Source organism: Mucilaginibacter sediminis (genome assembly GCF_051903035.1).
GTDB lineage: Bacteria > Bacteroidota > Bacteroidia > Sphingobacteriales > Sphingobacteriaceae > Mucilaginibacter.
On record NZ_CP170602.1, the window covers coordinates 6,716,833 to 6,737,616 of the forward strand.

Sequence of the window (20,784 nt, forward strand, 5' to 3'; positions counted from 1 at the left end):
AAGACAGCTGTAGGGGAGTGGAAAATGTTTCTGGACTAAGATTGAATTGGTTAAAACTATAATACTACAAGATAAATAAATCTGTCATGTGTCAGGATCATCAGTCTTGATACTTGATACTAACTACTTGATACTTAAAAAAATGGCAAACTCACTTAACCGCAGAAACTGGATCAAGTCCAGCGCACTTATGGCCGGGGGACTGGCCTTCTTTTCGGGGACAATTAGTAAGCTGGCCGCTATGCCGGTTGCTAAGAAGCTGGCCCCGCTGGCTAAACGCTTTACCGATATGGATGCCATAGCAGATGCGCCACCGGTATTAAAAGCCCGCTTACTGGCTAATGAAAACCCATTTGGCCCATCACCCGCCGCAAAAAAAGCAATCCAGGAAGCTATCGACCTGGGTTACCAATACCCAATGCAATCAATGGGGGTGCTTTACGATAAAATTGCCAGCTATGAGGGAATTTCATCCGGTAACGTCCTAATGGAATCCGGCTCATCACCATTATTATTGGCCGCCGCCATGTATTACAGCAAGGGCGGAAAAAGCATTATCACCGGCGATCCATCTTATGACGACCTGCCATCGCATGCCGAAAGACTGGAAGGCAAATGGGTTAAAGTACCATTGACCGCCGACTATAAACTTGATTTGGACGCCATGGAGGCCAAAATCGACGCTAACACGGGGCTGGTTTATATCTGTAACCCAAATAACCCAACCGCGACTATATTAGATACCGCCAAATTAAAAGCCTTTTGCGAGCGGGTATCTAAAAAGGTTACGGTTTTTGTTGATGAAGCCTACATCGATTACCTGCCCGATCCTAAGGGCGCCTCGATGATAAGCACCATGAAAGCCGGCAGCAATATTATAGTTGCACGTACATTCTCTAAACTATATGGTTTTGCCGGCCTGCGCTGCGGGTATATCGTGGCTCAGCCGGATACTATTAAGGCCTTATCTAATTATACAACAGGTTTCTCCCTTTCGGCTACAACCATTGCAGGCGCTATTGCCGGTTATCGTGAGGAGGCATTTTTGAAAGAAGCTTTAGAAAAAACACTGGCATCAAAAGAGTATTTGTACTCGGTGTTAAAAAAAGAAGGCTACGAATACATCCCGTCATCGGCCAATTTTGTAATGTTCCCGCTAAAAATGGACAGCAAAAAATTTGTAAGCGAAATGATGAAACGCGGCGTAGGCGTACGCAGCTGGCAGTTTAACGGTAAAGAGTGGTGCCGTGTAAGCATTGGCCGCATGGACGAAATGGAAGCTTTTGCCGAGGCGTTTAAACAACTAAGTTAAAGCCCCACCCAAACCCTCCCCTAAAGGGAGAGGGCTTTAAAAATTACATTTATCAAACTTTAAATAAAAATACTAACAAGATCAAAGTCTCCCCCTTCAGGGGGAGATTTAGAGGGGGCTTTATGCGTAAACTAACATTAACAATACTTTTAACCGGTTCTATTTATTTAAGCCGTGCGCAAACAACAGCGGCGGTAAATCCTCGTCCGCTTACTATGGATGAGTACAACAAAGCACAAACTTTTACCATTGCCGATCTGGATAAGGATACATATGTGAAATTTGAGAACGCCTACGTACTGGACAGGTATGAAAACCGGAAACCGTATTTTATCACCGGATCTGACGGGCTGAAAAAACGTGTCGACCTTTATAAGCTGATAGCTAAGGAAGGTATGCAGGAAATTGGGCTGATGGTGTTTTATACCAACGAAAAAGGCAAATTATATAAAGCCCTGGTGCCCGATTTTACTGCCGATGGCAAAGTATGGGAAAAGTACTTTTTAGATATTGACAATATTAACAAGGTTGAAACCAATTTTATTCTGAAGCTATCGTATGTATTGTCAAAAGAAGTAAGTTTTCAGCAATATAAAGTGCTGAACGGCGGCAAGGATATGAAGGAAGAATCGGCTACTTACGGTAACGATATTTGTTTCCCTGGCGATGAGATGGTAACCATGGCAAATGGAGGCAAAAAAATGCTGAGCACGATAAAAAGCGGCGATGAAGTAATTACCATTGACCCGGCCACCAATAAAAGTTCGGTAGTTAAAGTAAAAGAGTTAACCACCCATGAAGCAAAAAATTACGCGTTAACACGCCTGGTGCTTGTTGCTGCAGATGTTAAAAACACCAGGACAGGTAGGTTGGTAAATCTGAATACCAAAGTATTGCAGGCCACGCCAAACCACCCGATGCTTACCAAACAGGGCAGCCTAAAAATGGGCGAGATAGCTACCGGCCAGGAAGTGCTTTGCCTTAACGATCAAACCGGCAAATATGAAGCCTTTACTGTACTTCAAAAAACAGAAAATGGCGGCGGTATCCAAAAAGTTTACAACATAGTAGCCGATGGCGGCAGCACCCTGCTGATGAACGGCGTTATGGTGATGCAGAAGTAAACTCTACCCAAATCCTCCCCCCCAATGTCATTAAGTTAAGAAAAACAGAAGTGGAAAATAATATCGAACACTGAATTTCGAATATCCAACACCGAAGTTTTTCCTTCATTATTCGAAATTGGATATTCGGTGTTCGATATTAAGTCAACCTTAATTCCTTAACAAAAAACCTCTATCTTGCCAATCAAAAGCTCCCCCTTTAGGGGGCTGGGGGGAATGGCAATAAAAACAACCGTTATTACAGGTGCTACATCGGGCATTGGGAAAGAAACCGCGCTTTCATTGGCCCGGCAGGGGCATTCACTTTACCTGTTGGTGCGCAACATGCAAAAAGGCGATGAACTCAAAACCTATTTAATTAACGAAACCGGGAACAAGGAAGTGCATGTTATTAAATGCGACCTGGCCGATTTACAAACCGTGCGCGATGCCGCTGCCGAATTATCCGGCAAGTTATTTGCCATCAACACGCTTATCAACAACGCAGGCGGTATTTTTGCGGAACGTGAGCTAAGTAAAGATGGTTTTGAATTAACCTTCACCATTAACCACCTCGGGCATTTTTTATTGACTAACATGCTGATGCCGCTGCTTCAAAAAGGGCAGGCACGCATTATCAACGTTAGCTCAGAAGCACATAAACGTGGTACCCCACAGTTTGATGATCTGCAATGCGAGCGATCATACAATTCATGGAAAGTTTATGGGATGAATAAACTGTTCAATATCTATTTTACACAATCGTTAGCCTCAAAATTTGCCAATAAGGGTGTTCTCGCATTTTCGTTGCATCCGGGTGTGGTAAATACCCACTTTTGGGATGATTTTAAAGGGCTGGGCAAACTGATGACCACCCTGATTCGCCCGTTTATGATCAGCGCACAGCAAGGGGCGGCAACTACCGTATTCCTGGCAACCGCGCCGCGCCTTGATAAATATAACGGCGGCTATTTTAAAAAGAAAAAAATTGCCAAAACATCTGCCATCGCCACAGATACCGCTGCCCGCGACAAACTTTGGGCTATCAGCGAGAAATTGAGCCTTTGACGATGTGCAGATATGCAAATTTCAAATGTGCAGATTTCAGATGGATGATTAAATTCTCATTTGAATATTTGAAATCCGGACATTCACTAATTCCTCATCTGCATATTTGCACATCTGAAATCTGTACATTGATAAATTCCTCATCTGCATATCTGCAAATTTGAAATCTGCACATCTACTACTCTGTATCTAAAAAGTTACCAAATAAACGTCATTTTAAAAGTTGTAACATTCAAACTTAATATCTACATTAGATGACTTAAATATGACAATTATGCTGGTAAACAAAAAAATATTAGTTACCCTTGGCCTCATGTCGGTAGTGGTAATAGGTGCCATGACATCGATGACACCCAAAAAAGCCGATGAGCCGGGTTGGAAAAACCTGAAAGTATTACCCAAAAACATCACCAAAGATCAATTGCATGATGTAATGGAAGAGTGGGAACACTCGTTGGGTGTGCATTGCAACTTTTGCCACGTACGTGATGAAGCCGCAAAACAAATGGACTGGGCAAACGATGCCAAACCAGAAAAGAAAATGGCGCGCGATATGTTCAAGATGATGAACAAAATCAACGAGAAATATTTTGATGCTAAAAAAGACTCATTAGGCTTAACATTAAAATCGGGAGTTAACTGTTACAGCTGCCATCGTGGCACTGCCCATCCCGAAGTAACATTGCCTGCAGGTCGTGGCCCGGGCGGCCCTCCTCCGGGTGCCCCTGGTGTTGGCCCCGGTGGTCCGCCGCCAAACGGACAGCCTGGTTCTCCACCCGCAGGTACACCAGCACCTGATAAAAAGGAATAATATAAAAAGGCCTGTGATATCAATCACAGGCCTTTTTATTTGGCCAAAAACGAAAAATAGTTGTATAATAAGCTAAAAATACCCTTTTTACTATTGCCGGCAAATATTCATTATAAATTCACATTTTTTTGACTATTTTAGGGTTTGAAAGTACCCCTTAATTAACTCACATTATGACAGCCGAATTAGATACAAAAAACGGTATTGATAACATTGCAAAAATAAAACCCTTGGCCGCCCAAAAAGAGCTGCGTTGCCGTGGTTGTGGCAATGTTGGTATATCCCGCATAAAAAGAGGCCCATTGGTTAAAACTCTTTTTTTCTGGTTACCGCTTAAACATTATGTTTGTTATCGTTGTAGCCGTAAAAGCTACAGGCTTGATAGGTCTGGCCGGTAAAAACGGAGCTGAATTCTCTGGTTCGTTTCTCTAAAAATGCTTTTGGGATGAAAAATCAAGGCCGATTTAAATATCAGGCGCAGTACGTTTAGTCCCGTATAAGAAGACTAAAAGCCGTGGCGTTGGATATTAAAAGTATTGGGTATTAAGAATTCATTGCTATATATTATTATATCTGGGTTTTTATTTAAGCCGATGCCATTGTTCGTTTATCGAAAGCATTTACCAACATCCTAAATTTTCCCGACGGTCAACCGTTAAATCAGTTACATTTGTTTTATGCAAAAAATACTGGTAGCCAACCGGGGCGAAATAGCTTTAAGGGTAATGAGATCGGCCCGCGAAATGGGCATTAAAACTGTTGCCGTTTATTCGGATGCGGATCGTGATGCATTACATGTGCGCTATGCTGATGAAGCTGTGCATATTGGCGCTGCACCATCCAATCAATCTTATCTTGTTGGCGAAAAAATTATAGCCGCCTGCATAAAAACTGGTGCCGAAGCTATTCACCCAGGTTACGGTTTTTTGAGCGAGAATGCTGCTTTTGCAAAACTGGCGCGCCAGGCAGGCCTTATCTTGATAGGGCCATCGCCCGAGGCCATGGAGATTATGGGCAATAAGCTATCGGCCAAAGCGGCAGCGCTTAAGTACAATATCCCCATGGTGCCCGGTACCGAAGAAGCTATAACCGATGTAGTCGAGGCAAAAAAACGTGCAGTTGAAGTTGGCTTTCCTATACTAATAAAAGCAGCTGCAGGCGGTGGCGGTAAAGGCATGCGTATAGTTGACGGTCCCGGTGATTTTGAAGAGCAAATGCAGTTAGCCGTATCTGAGGCAACTTCGGCCTTTGGCGATGGATCGGTATTTATTGAGCGGTATGTTTCGTCGCCAAGGCATATCGAGATCCAGGTTCTGGGCGATACGCACGGTAATATTGTGCACCTGTTTGAGCGCGATTGCTCGGTACAGCGCCGCCATCAAAAGGTGATTGAAGAAGCACCTTCAAAAGTGCTTACCCCGGCCATAAGGGCGCAAATGGGCAAATGCGCGGTTGATGTGGCCAGGTCTGTAAACTACACGGGGGCCGGCACGGTGGAGTTTATTATGGATGATGCACTCAACTTTTATTTCCTGGAGATGAATACCCGTTTGCAGGTTGAGCACCCGGTTACAGAATTGATTACCGGGATTGACCTGGTAAAGGAGCAAATTAATATAGCCCGTGGCTTGCCTCTCAGCTTTAAACAGGACGATTTGCAAATTCGCGGCCATGCGATAGAACTAAGAGTTTATGCCGAAGACCCGGCCAATAATTTCCTGCCGGATATTGGCACCCTGCAAACTTATATTACGCCAAAAGGGGCGGGGGTAAGGGTTGATGATGGTTTTGAGCAAGGTATGGAAATTCCCATTTATTACGACCCGATGATAGCCAAGCTGATTACCTATGGTAAAGACCGTACCGAGGCCATAGAACGCATGATAAGGGCAATTGACGAATACCAGATAACCGGTATTACAACCACTTTGGGCTTTGGCAAATTTGTAATGCAGCACGAGGCTTTTATATCGGGTAATTTTGATACCCATTTTGTAAAAAAGTACTTCAACGCCGATGTATTGCAAACCGGGAATGAAGATGAAGCCAGGATTGCCGCGATATTGATGGAGCAATTGCTTGGCAACCGGAAAGCTACTGTGACGGCCCACGTTACTGCTGAAACCAGTAATTGGGTAAAAAACAGGAGCCGGTTGTAGCTATAAAAGTTCCGTCAGTTCAGCAAAGTTATCCACCGTAGCCACCATACCATCGGGTACAACCCCAAAGCCATAGCTTGCAAAAATGAATGGTACACCTGCCTTTGTTGCCGATGTGTAATCGCCCATGGTATCGCCTACGTAAACAGGGGCCTGCAGGCCATGATCGTTCACAATATCCTTAATATTATCTGCCTTGGGGTTACCTTTGGTGCCAAAGCATTGGTGCGCCAAAAAGTAAGGGTGCATGTTATTTAAATCCAGGAATACCTCAATATACCCATTTTGGCAATTGCTCACAATGTATAGTTTGTATTTTGCGCCCAGGTATTTCAGGGTTTCTTCCAGCTCCGGGTAAAGTTCACCGCCTTTTTTATGCAATATTTCCAGTTCGCTCACAGCGCATAGGGCTTGTACTTCTTTGCGCTGTTCATCACTCAGGGCAGGGAATAGCTTATCAAATATAGCATCATAGGTCATACCGGTAATTGATCTTACGCGTTCAACGGTCATATCTTCGTTCAAATAATCAACCTGGTTAAGCGCGTGTTGCCAGGCCAGCGCCACGTTTGCAGTGCTATCCCAAAGAGTTCCGTCCAAATCAAAAATTATGCTGTCGAATGTGTTTTTTAATGAATTATCCATATTGGCGGCAAAAGTAGCAGATTATTTTTCTGCGCGGCAGATGGCGTTGATTTATTTTATATTTAGATTATAAAAAGATGGTCTATTTTAAAAAAATTAGTTTTAACCCGGAAGACACTGCCATACTGGAAGCAGCTTTAAATAAGTTTTCTGAAGAACGGGTAAGTTTGCCGGGTTTCAACCCAAAATTGGCAACCAATTTTTTGCGAGGCAAATAGATAAAAGCGGCATCAATTATACCCGTTTAATGTCGCGGTTTGACAGGTTTGTGCCCAAGCTGATTTTTTACATGGCGATTAAAAGAGGTAACTGCGTTTGCCGGCTTAGTATAAGTAACCGTTCATTTGGTGTTTTGGTATTAATTATTGGCGGTATTGCTGCTAATACGATGTCGACCGATAAAAACGACCCGCATTATGCCGGGCTGATAATCCTCAGTACGACTTTAGCCATTTTTATTTTGTTTACAGTAATGGAGTGCCTGCAAACACAAATGAAAATTAAACGGGCTTTATCAACCTATAAATTGATAAAGCGGATTGCTCTATGAAGTGTACTATTGTCATCCACCCCTCACAAATATCCCATCTGTACACTAATGCCTTACCAATTGAGTAAATTTGTTTAAATACATTAAACAAAGGAACATTTTATATTGAATACCAACCGCCCGCCCAAAAATACCATCGACAACAAAATAACCTTAAAAGAACGTTTCGACGCGTTGCGCAACCTGCCTGCCTTTTTTAGGTTGGTATGGCAAACCAACCGCTGGATGACTGTAGTTAACGCCCTGTTGCGTATTGCCCGCTCGGCCATGCCGCTTGGTCTGCTGTACGTGGGCAAGCTTATTATTGATAAGGTGGTTACCATAAGCCACAGCCAGGTAAAAGATATGGCCCAGCTTTGGGAGCTGGTAGGGCTTGAGTTTGCTTTGGCGATATTAACCGATGCGTTAAGCCGCGCAATTACCCTGATGGATAGCCTGCTTGGCGATTTATTTAGCAACCACACATCCGTAAAAATCATGTCGCACGCCGCAACGCTGGATCTTGATCAGTTTGAAGATTCGGTGTTTTACGATAAACTGGAACGCGCACGGCAGCAAACCGTCGGGCGCACCATATTACTATCGCAGGTAATGAGCCAGGTGCAGGATTTAATAACCATGGGCTTTTTGGCGGTAGGGTTGATGGCCTTTAACCCATGGCTTATAATATTGCTCCTTATAGCCATTATCCCCGCTTTTTTAGGCGAATCGTACTTTAACGACCGGAGCTATGCCCTTACCCGCGGCCAAACGCCCGAAAGGCGGGAACTGGATTATATCCGCTACCTGGGCGCCAGCGACGAAACGGCCAAGGAGGTAAAAATATTCGATCTTTCGGGGTTTATCATCGACCGCTTTAAACAGCTTTCGAATAAATTTTATACTGATAATAAGCGGCTGGCCATCAACCGGTCCTTATGGGGTACGTTTTTTGCCATGCTGGGCAGCCTTGGCTATTACGGCGCTTATGTGGTGATTATTGTCCGCGCGGTACAAGGCAGTGTAACCATTGGCGAACTGGCTTTCCTGGCAGGTTCGTTCAGGCAGTTGCGGGCTTTGCTCGAGGGAATACTCACCCGCTTTACAGCCGTATCGCAGGGGGCTATTTACCTGCGCGATTTTTTTGAATTTTTTGAGATCGAGCCTAAAATTAAACTTTCGGTAAGTGGCCTGCCATTTCCTGAAACTATTCGGCGTGGCTTTACTTTTGAGGATGTTGGGTTCAGGTACCTCAACTCCGATAAATGGGCCAACAGGCACCTTAGTTTTACCCTGTACCCCGGCGAAAAGCTGGCGCTGGTAGGGGAGAACGGGGCCGGCAAAACCACCCTGGTTAAATTATTAGCCCGGTTATATGACCCTACTGAGGGCCGCATTTTATTAGATGGCATCGACCTGCGCGAATATGACCTGGCCGATTTGCGGCTTAACGTAGGCATTATCTTCCAGGATTATTTGCGATACCAAATGAGTTTTGCACAAAACATTGCCGTGGGTAAAATAAGCGAACGGGATAACCGGCCGCTGATAGAACACTCGGCCCGCCAAAGCCTGGCCGATGTACTGGCTGCCAAACTACCCGGCGCTTATGACCAGCAACTGGGTAAACGCTTTGCCGACGGTGTTGAGCTGTCTGGCGGCGAATGGCAAAAGGTTGCCCTTGCCCGCGCTTATATGCGCGATGCCCAGTTACTAATATTAGACGAGCCAACCTCGGCCCTCGACGCCCGCGCCGAATTCAATGTTTTTGAACGCTTTGCCGAACTCACCAAAGGCCGGTCGGCAGTATTGATCTCGCACAGGTTTAGCACCGTGCGTATGGCCGACAGAATATTGGTACTCGAAAAAGGCGAGCTTGCTGAAATTGGCAGCCACGAAGAACTGCTCCTGAAAGGCGGCCGCTATGCCGAACTGTTTGATTTGCAGGCGGCGGGATATAGATAGTGAGTAGTGAGTAGTGAGTAGTGAGTTGTGAGTTGTGAGTAGTGAGTAGTGAGTAGTGAGTTGTGAGTAGTGAGTAGTGAGTTGTGAGTAGTGAGTAGTGAGTAGTGAGTTGTGAGTTGTGAGTTGTGAGTTGTGAGTTGTGAGTTGTGAGTTGTGAGTTGTGAGTTGTGAGTTGTGAGTTGTGAGTTGTGAGTTGTGAGTTGTGAGTTGTGAGTTGTGAGTTGTGAGTTGTGAGTTGTGAGTTGTGAGTTGGATTATGTTAAATAGTTAAAACAATCTTCGTCAAAGCAGCTTTCCATAATGACTAATGACTAATGACTAATGACTAATGACTAATGACTAATGACTAATGACTAATGACTAATGATTGTAATATGTATGTTACAAAGAATTCAAAATTTGCTGGGTTTAGCTATAAAAAATATTGATAAATCCCATTTATCTTGAAAATTGCGTAAAACTACGTATGCATTTTCAGTGAAAACACCGTGTGTTTTTTAAATGTCAAGCCGTATCTTTGATGTAACATTTATTTAATACCTAAGTCCCGAATTTAATCTGCCTATCGCTATGAAACTTTTTTACCATTTTTTATTCTTCGTGATAGCATCACTCGTACTATTGGCATGTGCCAGTGTTTTTGCATCCGATCCTCAGGTTCAATCGCAAACAGATGAATTTACATCGCCGGAGCCCGACGATGATAGCCCTGTGCATGATTCAACAATAGCTGCCGACCAAACCGGCCTGTTTGTGCTTACAGGCTTAAAGGATAACACACAGTCATATCTTTTTTACGCGGTTAATGGCAAACAAAAACAGGTCTATAAAAAGTACTCATACCTGGACAATTTTCAAGTAGTATTCAATCAATTTAGCCTGCCCCAAAAATTCAAATAGTTCGATTCAGTTAATTTTTTAGTTTAATTTAGTTAGGGAAACAGTTGCAAGCAGCCGGTATAGCAATGTACCGGCTGTCTTGTTTTTGCAAGTTGCCCGGCAGCTCTTAGTATTTAAAATGCCCAAATGTAAAAAATATGCTTAACACGGGAATGGCGAGTAAAAAGTAGGCTTTGGCTAATTGCACATTATCGGCATTGCCAGTTATAAATACTTTGTACATGTCGGTTTTTATGGTTTCTATTCTTGCTTTCATAACTCAAAAAATTAAAGTCGCGGTAAATGTGGACTGTTGTAATTTTGACAGAAAGCGCTACGCAGGGTTTAATGATGTACAAAATTATCCTTGCTCATTTCGGGATGGTAATGTAACCCAGGAGTAAGCCAGTGGAGCAGTATCACCCTTGAATACCTGAAATTAAACGGCGATAATACTACAGCCACACTTAATATAATGGCACAATACAGCCAGGGGTTACTGCTGCCGGTTAAAACACTAATGGCCACGGCAAGGGTAACCATTTCGGCAACGTTTAGGGCATAGCTCACAAACATAGCCACATAAAAATACCCGGGTTCCCGTTCATAAACAAGGCCGCAGTGCGTGCAGGTTTTGTTCATCACCTGACCCTTAAAGCCATACATACTGTTGGCAAACAAGTCGCCACGGCGGCAACGGGGGCATTTTGCATGTACTATGGCGGGCCAGGCTGCTAATTTATATTGGGTAGTTTCCATAATGTTATCCAGTTTAAGATGTTAATATTTGTTTGCGAAATTCTTCGGGGGTAACGCCTTCTGTTTTTTTGAAAAATTTAGTAAAGTAGGAGTTGTCGCTAAAATTCAACCTGAATGAAATGTCGCTTATGCTCAACTGCGGATTGGTAAGCAAGCGCTTAGCCTCCAGCAAAGTGCGGTTGCGGATCAGTTCGCCGGCCGATAAACCCAATAAGTCCTTACAAACGGCATTAAGGTGGTTTGGGGTGATGTACAGCAGTTCGGCATAATCTTTTGGCAGCTTAATATCGGCGTAATGCTGTTCAATTAATTTTTGATAATTTTTAAGCAATGTTTGGTTGTAGGTTAGTTTACCGGCAGTAACCGGGTTATTATTAAGCCTGTTTACAAGGATAAAAATTTGTAACATCAGCAAACGCACCATATCGCTGCCAGATGGTGCAGGGCTGCTTATTTCATTGATGATGCGCTCAAACAGTTCTTTTACAGTGGCAAAGCTATTGGCAGGTAAATTAACAACGGCATCGTTTAAATTGCCGTTAAAAAACGAAAAACCATCCAGGTATCCCGGTTGTAATAAAAACGACTGGATAAAAGCTTCCGAAAAATTAATGATGTAGCCATCTGTAAACCCCTCAAAATGCCAGGAGTGCACCTGCCCCGGAACCATGAAATATATTTGGCCTGGCTTTACGTCAAAGCGTTCAAAATCGATGCTGTGCGTACCTGCACCATGGGTAAATAGTACCAGGTGATAAAACGAGTGCCTATGCGGAAAAAACAGACTTTTATGACTATCAAGATACGGCGCAAACCGGCTTACCAGCAGATCGTCCTGCCGAACGTCGGACAGGGAACAAATATCATAAATAGGAATGCTTTGTATCATAATTCAAAGCTACACACAATACCACCGCTTTAATGGTACTGTACATAGTTTGAATGGTACTATTTACTGATTTTTTTATTTTGATCTATTAAGCTTTAGTCCATTTCTGAATCACATTCTCCAACCGCTCAAAGGTAAAAGGCTTGCTTACAAAATCTTTCATGCCAGCCATGGTACATTCATTTTCATCCTCGCTTAAAACATTGGCCGTCATGGCAATGATAGGCGGCGCATGTTTGCCCTGCTTTTTTATAATGGTACGTGTAGCCTGTAACCCGTCCATTTCAGGCATCTGTACATCCATAAATATGAGATCGTAATGCTGCTTGTCGCTCATCAGGATTGCTTCCCGGCCATTTTCGGCAATATCTATACTATAACCAACCTTTTTGAAAATTTTGCTTGCAATCAGCTGGTTCATTTTATTGTCTTCGGCCAGGAGAATTTTTAGCGGGCGGTATTGGAATACTTCTTTGTTATCTGTTTTTACGTCGGCCGGTAATTCGCCATTGGCAACCCTTAAAGGCAAATTAAAAATAAATAACGACCCTTCGGCCTCCTTGCTGATGGCCCATATTTTGCCACCCATCAGTTCGACCAGCTTTTTACAGATGGACAGACCAAGGCCGGTGCCGCCATATTTGCGCAACGCCGTTGTATTTACCTGGGTAAATGGCTTAAATAATTGCGTTAATGATTCCTGGCTGATGCCAATGCCATCATCCTTTACGCGGAAGCTGAGGTCTTGTACCCCATCTTTTATTTGGGATCCTTTTACGGTTACCGTAACGGCGCCTTCATCGGTAAATTTAATGGCATTGCCTATCAGGTTTACCAAAATTTGTTGCAGGCGGCCTTCGTCAACCTTAACAAATTGCGATACATTATCATCTACATGGTAGCTCAGGTTGATGGGTTTGCGCAGGTTGGTAATGCCGGGCTGGCTGATATCGATAATAGTTTTAACGCAATGCCTGATGTTGGTAGTAACCGGGGTAATGGTTAGCTTATCGGCCTCTATTTTGGAGATATCTAAAATATCGCTGATGATATTGATGAGGATGTGACCGCTTGATTGCAGGGTTTGCAATAGCTCATGCTGCTCTGGTGTAAGCGCCGATCGTGATAGTAATTGCGAAGCACCGATTATGCCGTTTAATGGTGTCCGTATTTCATGGCTCATATTGGCCAAAAAGTTTGATTTGGCAAAGGTGGCGGCTTCGGCTTCTTCTTTTGACAACCTGAGTTCAATTTGCGATTGTTGCAATTGCTCGCTTTTTTTAATTAAATCCCGTTTATCGCTTTCGTGGCTTTTTTTAATAAAGCCTATTAATAGACCAACTACTATTATATTAATAACGGCAGATGCTATCAAGTCAAATTCGGCAGATGCTTTGTTGGCGGCACCTGTTACCCATTCGGGATGTATTTTTTCTAACTGATAACAGGTAACAAATACAACACACAACAAGGCGATGAAGATATAGTGGTAACGTTGTTTTATTAATAACGTTATCAATACAATTAAAAAGATGCCTATCTGGGTGGTTGATCCGCTGATACCCCCGTTGTAAAACCAACCGGGGAATATCGCGGCAATACCAAAGCCAATAAAAATGTAAACTTTTTTTTCACTATAGTGTACAAAACGGCTTTGATAATATGCAAATGCAGAAAAGATTAGTAAAAAAAGATTAGCCAATATCAGCCCCCAGCTAAATCCCAAAAAAACATTAATAATAATGGATATGACGTTATCAAGACAAATGAATAAGGCTATGGCATTAAAAAGTTTATTCTCGAGCGATAAAGCTGGATCGCCATAACCAATAATTTGTTTCAGCTTTTCCATTTAAAATAAATAATTAATTATAAGGAATTTATACGTGATAAAGTGTCAAAAAGATAGGTTAAATAAGCGATTTTTTTTTTGAATAAAAAATAATTAGTAGTGAGTAGTGAGTAGTGAGGTAAATTTGACCAACAAGGTGGGCAATTCTGGAAATTCTTTAATTCGGTTAATTCAGATTCAGACAAATTTGCGTTAGGATCGGCGCGGATACCGGCCAATGGCGTAACGTAGGATTAGTATCAAGTAGTTAGTATCAAGTATCAAGACTGGAGTTGTGAGTTTGCGCTGTTAAATTGGACATTACGGGTAGCTGCTTGTGAGGACACAAGCAGCGGAAAAAAGCAAAAAAAATCTTGATACCTGATACTAACTACTTGATACTATTTTAAAATGCTATCCGTCACCTTCGCAATATCATAGCTTATTTTATTGATAAAACCCAGTTGCTCTTTTAGTAGGTTTTCGTCGGCAGTAAGTTCGGGTTTGTCAATTTCGGTGGTCGGCGCGGTTTTACCTATGTTAAAATCGATGCTTTGGCCATGCAGTTTTTTGTTGCTTTCGTTAAGTACTGATATGTTTTTTTTGAGCAACCGCAGTGCCTCGGGGTGCGGTCGTTGCGCATTTTTTACCAGCCCCGCTTGTATAACGGCTATGTACGATGATAAAATATGGTTAAGTACCACAAATTTGTGCACCTCTTTTACGTTACGCTGCTTGCTTTTGGGCTCGGATGTCATGCGCTCAAAAGTAGCCGATAAGTTGGCCGATTTTACATAGATATCCTTACGGGCCAGCTTGAAAGCGGTAGTTCCTATGGTTTTGCCCGATAAACTTTCGGCAATGGTAATCAGGTATTTAATATTGGCCGCTACCACATCCCGCAGGGTTTCCTCAATCACCTCAAATTCCCAGGTTGGAAAAATGAGGTAACTGGCAATAAATGCGATAGATGAGCCTATCACGGTATCCAGGATTCGTTCCTGGGCAACATTTAAAAGGCCTACGCCTAAAAACTTAAACAAAATAAGCACATAAGGCGTCATGAAAATAACGCTGACTACATAGTTTAGCCGCTGAAAGCTGTATGCGCCTATCATGAATATGGTAAGCAATATAAACTGAACGGTGCTATCGGGTATAAAGTTCAAGATGAGTATGCCAATTGCGCCGCCGCCGATGGTGCCTATCAGCCTTTGGTAATTGCGCTGTTTGGATAGGCTGAAACCCGGTTTTAATATTACAATGATAGTTAGTAATACCCAATAACTATGGTGGCCCTGTGCTATGGTTTTGGCTGTTATAAAGCCAACCAAACAAACCAGCGATACCCGCAACGCGTGTTTAAAAACGCCCGACCCGAATGTGAAATTATCAAAGAAAATATGTGGTGCATAATCCTGGTGGGTTACAAACTGGGAGTACTCTACTTCACCCTTTATTTCTGTGGATTTTAATAAGGTTTTTGAATTATAGTAGTTGTAAATGTTGTTAATACTTTCGGTAAGGTTACGCAGGTTGATGAGCACCTTTTTTAACACCAATGTGCTTGTTTCCTGCTGATCTTTACCTATTGCGTCTATTTTTAATTTTAGCTTTTCAAGCTCCAGGTTAAAATCCATCACATGGCGGTGGCGGGTGTTTGATAATACAATATAGGCCACATCGTCAAGTTCATCGGCCATATGGTAAATAATGCGTGCTATCTCGTTCAATACGCCGGTATCCTTAAACTTTTCGCGCATCTGGTAATAGTCATAGTGCGTAGCCATAATCTGCTCAAACATATCTACCAGGTCAACAAATGTTAAAACCAGGATCCGGCTTGATGGGGTCGATTCCCTTACCACCAGGCGGCTTTTAAATAACAATTCGCGCACGGCATCCTGGTGCTGGCTTACCTGTATCTGTTGGCTTACCAACTTGCGGTAATTTTCGTCAATATCGCTTTCAGGATTGTAAAATTCGGCTTTAATGCGCAGGAATTTGGCAATGTCAGCCACATTTTCGCCAAGGGTTTGCTGTGCAGCCCGGTAAGGCCGGATGCCGAAGAAGATGAGGCTAAATAACATGTACCATACCCCCCCTGCCAGTATTTGCAGGCTGTACAGCAATACATCTGACGGGGCCAGGGCCTTATCCATCATAAATATCATGATGAGCAAGCTGCATGTACCAACAGACGCAGCCCTGTTGCCATAAACCGTAAACATGCTGAACAGGAAAGAGAATAAAGTAATTTCGAGCCCCAGGGTGTAAATATTAAGGCGTGCAAAACCCGTGGTAACTGCTACAATGAGCAGGCACAAATTGCCAATTGCCATGGCATTGCGCTTGTGGGTTGCCGGGCCGGGGGTATCAATAACACAAATGCATAACGCCCCTAATGATAGGGTAAGCCCAAGATCAAATTTGTCAAACTCCAATAACAAAAGCGAGGGCAGCAGGATGCCAGCCGAGATCCGTAAACCATCAGAAAAATACTGACTGTAAAAGAAACTGTTGATTTCGCGGGTGTTAAATTTCATTATTTTTTGTCCGTTTTTACCGGCAATAAAGCTACGATGAATACTTTTATGATTGGTTTTTTGTTGAAACTGATATTATGTTTTCATTTACGCTTTTTTTGCACCCAAAATGCACTGTAAATTTACAATAATTAAATATTTTGACATGGTTTTAGTAAATATGGCATTAATATTAGTTTTTTGTTAGTAATTATCTATTTTTTGCCAAAAATGAATTAAATTCACCGCCGGTATTGTGGCTCGCCCTTTACCCATCAATTTTAACCTTCAATTTATTTGTGCTATGTCGTTAAATTCAAAACTCAGTCAAAGGGAAACAACTTTTAACAGCGAAGTTGTAACCCGTTTTGAGTTGTATAACAGTTTGTTCCAAACCCTGCCGTTTTACCAGGTAAAGGATACCGGAATTTTACTGCCCTTTTTTAGCTCGCATTGCGAAAAGGGCGCCGCTATGAACGCATCGCCTACAGAAATTATCGAAAGTTTTTTTAAAAAATACGTACCGGATATTGACCATCGCGAGCAAATTAACCGCATGTTCCGTTTTATACAATATATCGAACGGCAGGTGGTTTTGTTTGATGCCATTGAAGATTCATCATTTAATAAAATAGGCAAATTTGATGATACCGGTACACTGCAAAGCCTTTTACAACAAGCGGCCATAAGCGATGAAACGCGCAAAAGCATAAGCGAGAAACTTAAAGATTTTTCGTTAAGGCTGGTACTTACCGCCCACCCAACCCAATTTTATCCGGGTACTGTACTGGGTATTATGACAGACCTTATTGAGGCCGTAAAAGTTAACGATATCCCTACTATTGATGTGTTGCTGCAACAGTTGGGCAAAACACCATTCTTTAATAAAACATCGCCAACGCCGGTTGATGAAGCCATAAGCCTTACCTGGTTTTTAGAAAACATATTTTATTATGCCGTATCGGGCATCCAATCAAAACTGGAAGAAGAATTTGAGATTGACCCAACCAACCAATTGCTGGAGATGGGCTTTTGGCCGGGCGGCGACAGGGATGGCAACCCCAACGTAACTACCGAAAGCACAAAAGAAGTAGCCAGGTATTTAAGGCAGCGCCTGTTCAGGTGTTACTACCGCGATTACCGGGTGCTTAAACGCCGCATAACTTTCCGTGGGGTTGAAAAACCGATGGCCAAGCTGGAAAAACTGATTTACAGGAATGCCAATGAACACCAGGCCGACCCAAAAGACCTGCAGGGCGAGCTGTTAGATTTGCTGCAAACCATTAAGCACACCCTGGTAACCGACCACGGCGGGCTGTTTTTAGATGTTGTAGAAAACCTGATTCAAAAGATACGCTTGTTTGGCTGCTATTTTGCTACCATCGATATCAGGCAGGATAGCCGTGTGCTGCGCAATGTATTTGATTTTGTAACCTCGCAAGCCGATACCGGCGTTGTTGAAGGTTACAACGATTTGGACGAAAAAGAAAAGCTGAAAAAGCTGCCCTTTAACGAGGTTGACTATCACCGTGCCGAAGATGCCGATGCCATGACCTGCGATACGCTGGACACCATCAGGCTCATAAAACAAATTCAGCATAGCAACGGGGAGAAGGCCTGCCAGCGTTTTATTATCAGTAACTGCCAGCGTGCATCTGATATTTTACAGCTTATTGATTTGTTTTTATGGAGTGGATGGAAAAAAGATAGCCTGAAAGTTGACTTTATGCCGCTGTTTGAAACCGTGAACGACCTTGCTAATGCAGGCGAGATCATGGAGCAACTGTACACCCACCCATATTACGCCGAACATTTAAAATTACGGGGCAACAGGCAAACCATTATGCTCGGCTTCTCTGACGGCACCAAGGATGGCGGTTATTTAATGGCCAACTGGAGTATATATAAAGCTAAGGTTGAAATGACGGCTATTGCCCGTAAATACGGCATCAGCCTGGCATTTTTTGATGGCAGGGGAGGCCCGCCTGCACGTGGCGGCGGTAAAACACACCGTTTTTATGCCTCAATGGGCAACGACATTGCAAATGAGCACATTCAGCTTACCATACAGGGCCAAACAGTAAGCTCGCAATACGGCTCTGTTGAAACGGCAAGGTTTAATATGGAGCAACTGCTTAACGCCGGTATTATTTCTGCCTTGCATCCCGATCGTAAAGATTTGTTGGGTACCAGGCACAAAACATTGATATCGGAAATGGCCGACGAAAGCTACTCGCTTTTTATGGCGCTACGCGCACATCCGTTATTTTTAGAGTACCTTGAAAAATTCAGTCCGCTTAAATTACTGTCAAAAATCAATATTAGCAGCAGGCCAACCAAACGTGGCGGCGGCGGGCCTATGAAACTGGAAGATTTGCGCGCCATTAGCTTTGTAACCTCCTGGAGCCAGCTTAAACAAAGTATCCCCGGTTTTTATGGGGTAGGTACTTCATTAAAAAAGATGAAAGATGATGGCAACTGGCACGAGGTGCAGGAGTTGTACAAAACATCAGGTTTCTTTAAAACCATGCTTGATAACTGTATGATGTCGATGTCGAAATCCGATTTCAGGGTTACGGCTTACCTGGAAAAAGACAAAAAATTTGGCGAATTCTGGAAAATGCTGAAGGAAGAGTTTGTGCTTACCCGCACCATGTTACTGGAGCTAACCGGCAGCACCGTACTAATGGAAGAATACCCGGTTGAACGTAAATCAATTGCCATCCGCGAAAAAATTGTATTGCCGTTGGTTATTATGCAGCATTACGCCTTGCAGTGCTTAAACAACTGCAAGGATGAAGAGCTGATAGAAATTTATCGCAAGCTGGTGATTAGGACGGTTTACGGTATAGTGAACGCGGGGAGGAATTTGGCGTAAGCCCCGGCCCCCTCTAAATCTCCCCCGGTAGGGGAGACTTGAAAACAAAACGGCGAGATTTCATATGGAAGTCCCGCCGGTTTGTTTTGTCTTAAAAAGCCGCCTGCTAATAAAAGTCTCCCCTACCAGGGGAGATTTAGAGGGTGCTCGGCTCCATCCCTGTTGAAATAGCAAACCTGTTCCATGCGTTAATGGCGATGATAGCCAGGATTACCTGTGCTATATACGCTTCATCCAAAACCTTTGCGGCAGCTTCATAAGTGGCATCAGATACATGGTGTTGTATCAGGGTTACCTCTTCGGTTAAAGCAAGGATGGCCCGTTCTTCTTCAGTAAAAAATGGCGTTTCGCGCCAGGCGTTCAGGGCGTAAATACGTTGCTCGGTTTCGCCGGCTTTACGGGCCTCTTTGGTATGCATATCTATACAAAAGGCACAGCCATTGATTTGCGACGAGCGAATCTTAATCAGCTCGCGGTGGGCTTTACTTACTATGCCTTTGGCAATATATTGATCAAGGTTTAATAATATTTTGTAGGCTTCCGGGTCGGTTTTACCGATACTTACTCTTGTTTTCATTTTGTGTTGTATTGTTTTAATACCCCAAAGGTGGCGACAAAACAGGTTCAAAAAAATGAATCAAGATTAAGAAAATTCAGAATAATTAAACTTTTTTCGCCCGTATTTTGCTCATAAACTGCGGAGTAAAGCCCAGGTACGATGCCAGCATATATTGAGGCACGCGCTGCATAAATGCCGGGAAAAGGCTGCTGAAATGGCGGTAACGTTCTTCGTCGCTCATGCCATAAATATATTTAATGCGGGTTTGGGTTGCGCTAAAGGCGCGTTGCTGTACTATTCTGAAATAACGTTCCAGTTTAGGCACTGCCTCAAATAGCTCCTCCTGCTTATTTTTGCTGATGCTGATGACTTCGGTATGCTCAACCGCCTGGATGTAGCAGGAAGATGGGCGGCCGCTTTCCAGGCTATCAAAATCGGTCATCCACCAGTTTTCAATGGCAAACAGCGTAGTTTGCTCATTCAGTTTTTTGTTGATGAAATACAGGCGAAGACAACCCTTACTTACAAAAAAAAGTTCCTTGCAAACATGCTCCGGTTGCAGCAGGAATGTTTTTTTCTTAACCGTTTTTACAGTTACCGCCGCGTTAATCAGCTGTTCCTCGTCCGCGGTAAGCTGAACAAATTTCTTAATATGGTTTGTAAGGGTAGATTGCACATACAATAATACAGGTATTGAGTGGGTTGTGCAAAAAAGGGTATTCCTCTTGTTGTGCCGCGTCGTAAAATCCCTGGGTATGAAGTGGGAAATGTCATCCTTGAGTTGTAAAATTTGGCGAAATTCTGAAGGAGGAATGACAACGATTTAATCCCCAATGTCATGCTGGAACTTGTTTCGGCACCCCACATGCTAA

General features: G+C 43.2%; 17 protein-coding genes. 9 read left to right on the forward strand and 8 right to left on the reverse strand.

Annotated features, from left to right (window positions below):
* The first annotated feature begins 142 nt into the window (after positions 1–142).
* From ACFGVS_RS28075 to accC, 5 genes are all read left to right on the forward strand, one after another.
* On the forward strand, positions 143–1,312 hold the full coding sequence (locus tag ACFGVS_RS28075) for a pyridoxal phosphate-dependent aminotransferase (RefSeq protein ID WP_439696482.1): 1,170 nt from the start codon (positions 143–145) through the stop codon (positions 1,310–1,312).
* A gap of 122 nt (positions 1,313–1,434) precedes the next feature.
* On the forward strand, positions 1,435–2,436 hold the full coding sequence (locus tag ACFGVS_RS28080; RefSeq protein WP_439696483.1) for a Hint domain-containing protein: 1,002 nt from the start codon (positions 1,435–1,437) through the stop codon (positions 2,434–2,436).
* A 216-nt stretch (positions 2,437–2,652) separates the two neighbouring features.
* Positions 2,653–3,483: an SDR family oxidoreductase gene (locus ACFGVS_RS28085; protein ID WP_439696484.1), complete on the forward strand. Its 831-nt coding sequence runs from the start codon at positions 2,653–2,655 to the stop codon at positions 3,481–3,483.
* A gap of 274 nt (positions 3,484–3,757) precedes the next feature.
* A complete protein-coding gene (locus ACFGVS_RS28090; protein ID WP_274209262.1) occupies positions 3,758–4,294 on the forward strand; it encodes a c-type cytochrome in 537 nt (178 codons plus the stop codon).
* A gap of 677 nt (positions 4,295–4,971) precedes the next feature.
* Entirely contained in the window at positions 4,972–6,453 is a 1,482-nt protein-coding gene (accC, locus tag ACFGVS_RS28095) for an acetyl-CoA carboxylase biotin carboxylase subunit (protein ID WP_439696485.1), read from the forward strand.
* On the opposite strand, the gene ACFGVS_RS28100 is transcribed toward accC, so the two are convergent.
* Positions 6,454–7,098, reverse strand: a complete 645-nt coding sequence (locus ACFGVS_RS28100) for an HAD family hydrolase (RefSeq protein ID WP_274209260.1) — start codon at positions 7,096–7,098, stop codon at positions 6,454–6,456.
* 247 nt (positions 7,099–7,345) lie between these two features.
* Here ACFGVS_RS28100 and ACFGVS_RS28105 point away from each other — a divergent pair, with 247 nt between their 5' ends.
* From ACFGVS_RS28105 to ACFGVS_RS28115, 3 genes are all read left to right on the forward strand, one after another.
* Entirely contained in the window at positions 7,346–7,648 is a 303-nt protein-coding gene (locus tag ACFGVS_RS28105) for a hypothetical protein (RefSeq protein WP_439696486.1), read from the forward strand.
* Positions 7,649–7,753: 105 nt separating this feature from the next.
* The gene (locus ACFGVS_RS28110) at positions 7,754–9,592 is read left to right on the forward strand and encodes an ABC transporter ATP-binding protein (RefSeq protein ID WP_439696487.1); all 1,839 of its coding nucleotides are present in this window, start codon (positions 7,754–7,756) and stop codon (positions 9,590–9,592) included.
* A gap of 570 nt (positions 9,593–10,162) precedes the next feature.
* Positions 10,163–10,492, forward strand: a complete 330-nt coding sequence (locus ACFGVS_RS28115; RefSeq protein ID WP_090648089.1) for a hypothetical protein — start codon at positions 10,163–10,165, stop codon at positions 10,490–10,492.
* 106 nt (positions 10,493–10,598) lie between these two features.
* Here the strand turns inward: ACFGVS_RS28115 and ACFGVS_RS28120 are convergent, their stop codons facing one another.
* The 5 genes from ACFGVS_RS28120 to ACFGVS_RS28140 form a co-directional block, all read right to left on the reverse strand.
* On the reverse strand, positions 10,599–10,748 hold the full coding sequence (locus tag ACFGVS_RS28120) for a hypothetical protein (protein WP_177183799.1): 150 nt from the start codon (positions 10,746–10,748) through the stop codon (positions 10,599–10,601).
* Positions 10,749–10,816: 68 nt separating this feature from the next.
* Positions 10,817–11,230 carry a DUF983 domain-containing protein gene (locus tag ACFGVS_RS28125; RefSeq protein WP_274209257.1) on the reverse strand — a complete coding sequence of 138 codons (414 nt, stop codon included), beginning with the start codon at positions 11,228–11,230 and terminating at the stop codon, positions 10,817–10,819.
* 13 nt (positions 11,231–11,243) lie between these two features.
* Complete coding sequence (locus tag ACFGVS_RS28130) at positions 11,244–12,119, reverse strand: AraC family transcriptional regulator (RefSeq protein WP_090648101.1); 876 nt, start codon at positions 12,117–12,119, stop codon at positions 11,244–11,246.
* An 88-nt stretch (positions 12,120–12,207) separates the two neighbouring features.
* On the reverse strand, positions 12,208–13,971 hold the full coding sequence (locus ACFGVS_RS28135) for an ATP-binding protein (RefSeq protein WP_439696488.1): 1,764 nt from the start codon (positions 13,969–13,971) through the stop codon (positions 12,208–12,210).
* 380 nt (positions 13,972–14,351) lie between these two features.
* Positions 14,352–16,496, reverse strand: coding sequence for an FUSC family membrane protein (locus ACFGVS_RS28140; RefSeq protein ID WP_439696489.1), 2,145 nt, complete (start codon positions 16,494–16,496; stop codon positions 14,352–14,354).
* A 283-nt stretch (positions 16,497–16,779) separates the two neighbouring features.
* Here ACFGVS_RS28140 and ACFGVS_RS28145 point away from each other — a divergent pair, with 283 nt between their 5' ends.
* Positions 16,780–19,353, forward strand: a complete 2,574-nt coding sequence (locus tag ACFGVS_RS28145) for a phosphoenolpyruvate carboxylase (RefSeq protein ID WP_439696490.1) — start codon at positions 16,780–16,782, stop codon at positions 19,351–19,353.
* A gap of 136 nt (positions 19,354–19,489) precedes the next feature.
* Here the strand turns inward: ACFGVS_RS28145 and ACFGVS_RS28150 are convergent, their stop codons facing one another.
* A complete protein-coding gene (locus ACFGVS_RS28150; RefSeq protein ID WP_439696491.1) occupies positions 19,490–19,930 on the reverse strand; it encodes a carboxymuconolactone decarboxylase family protein in 441 nt (146 codons plus the stop codon).
* An 85-nt stretch (positions 19,931–20,015) separates the two neighbouring features.
* On the reverse strand, positions 20,016–20,588 hold the full coding sequence (locus ACFGVS_RS28155) for a Crp/Fnr family transcriptional regulator (RefSeq protein WP_439696492.1): 573 nt from the start codon (positions 20,586–20,588) through the stop codon (positions 20,016–20,018).
* Positions 20,589–20,784 lie beyond the last annotated feature (196 nt).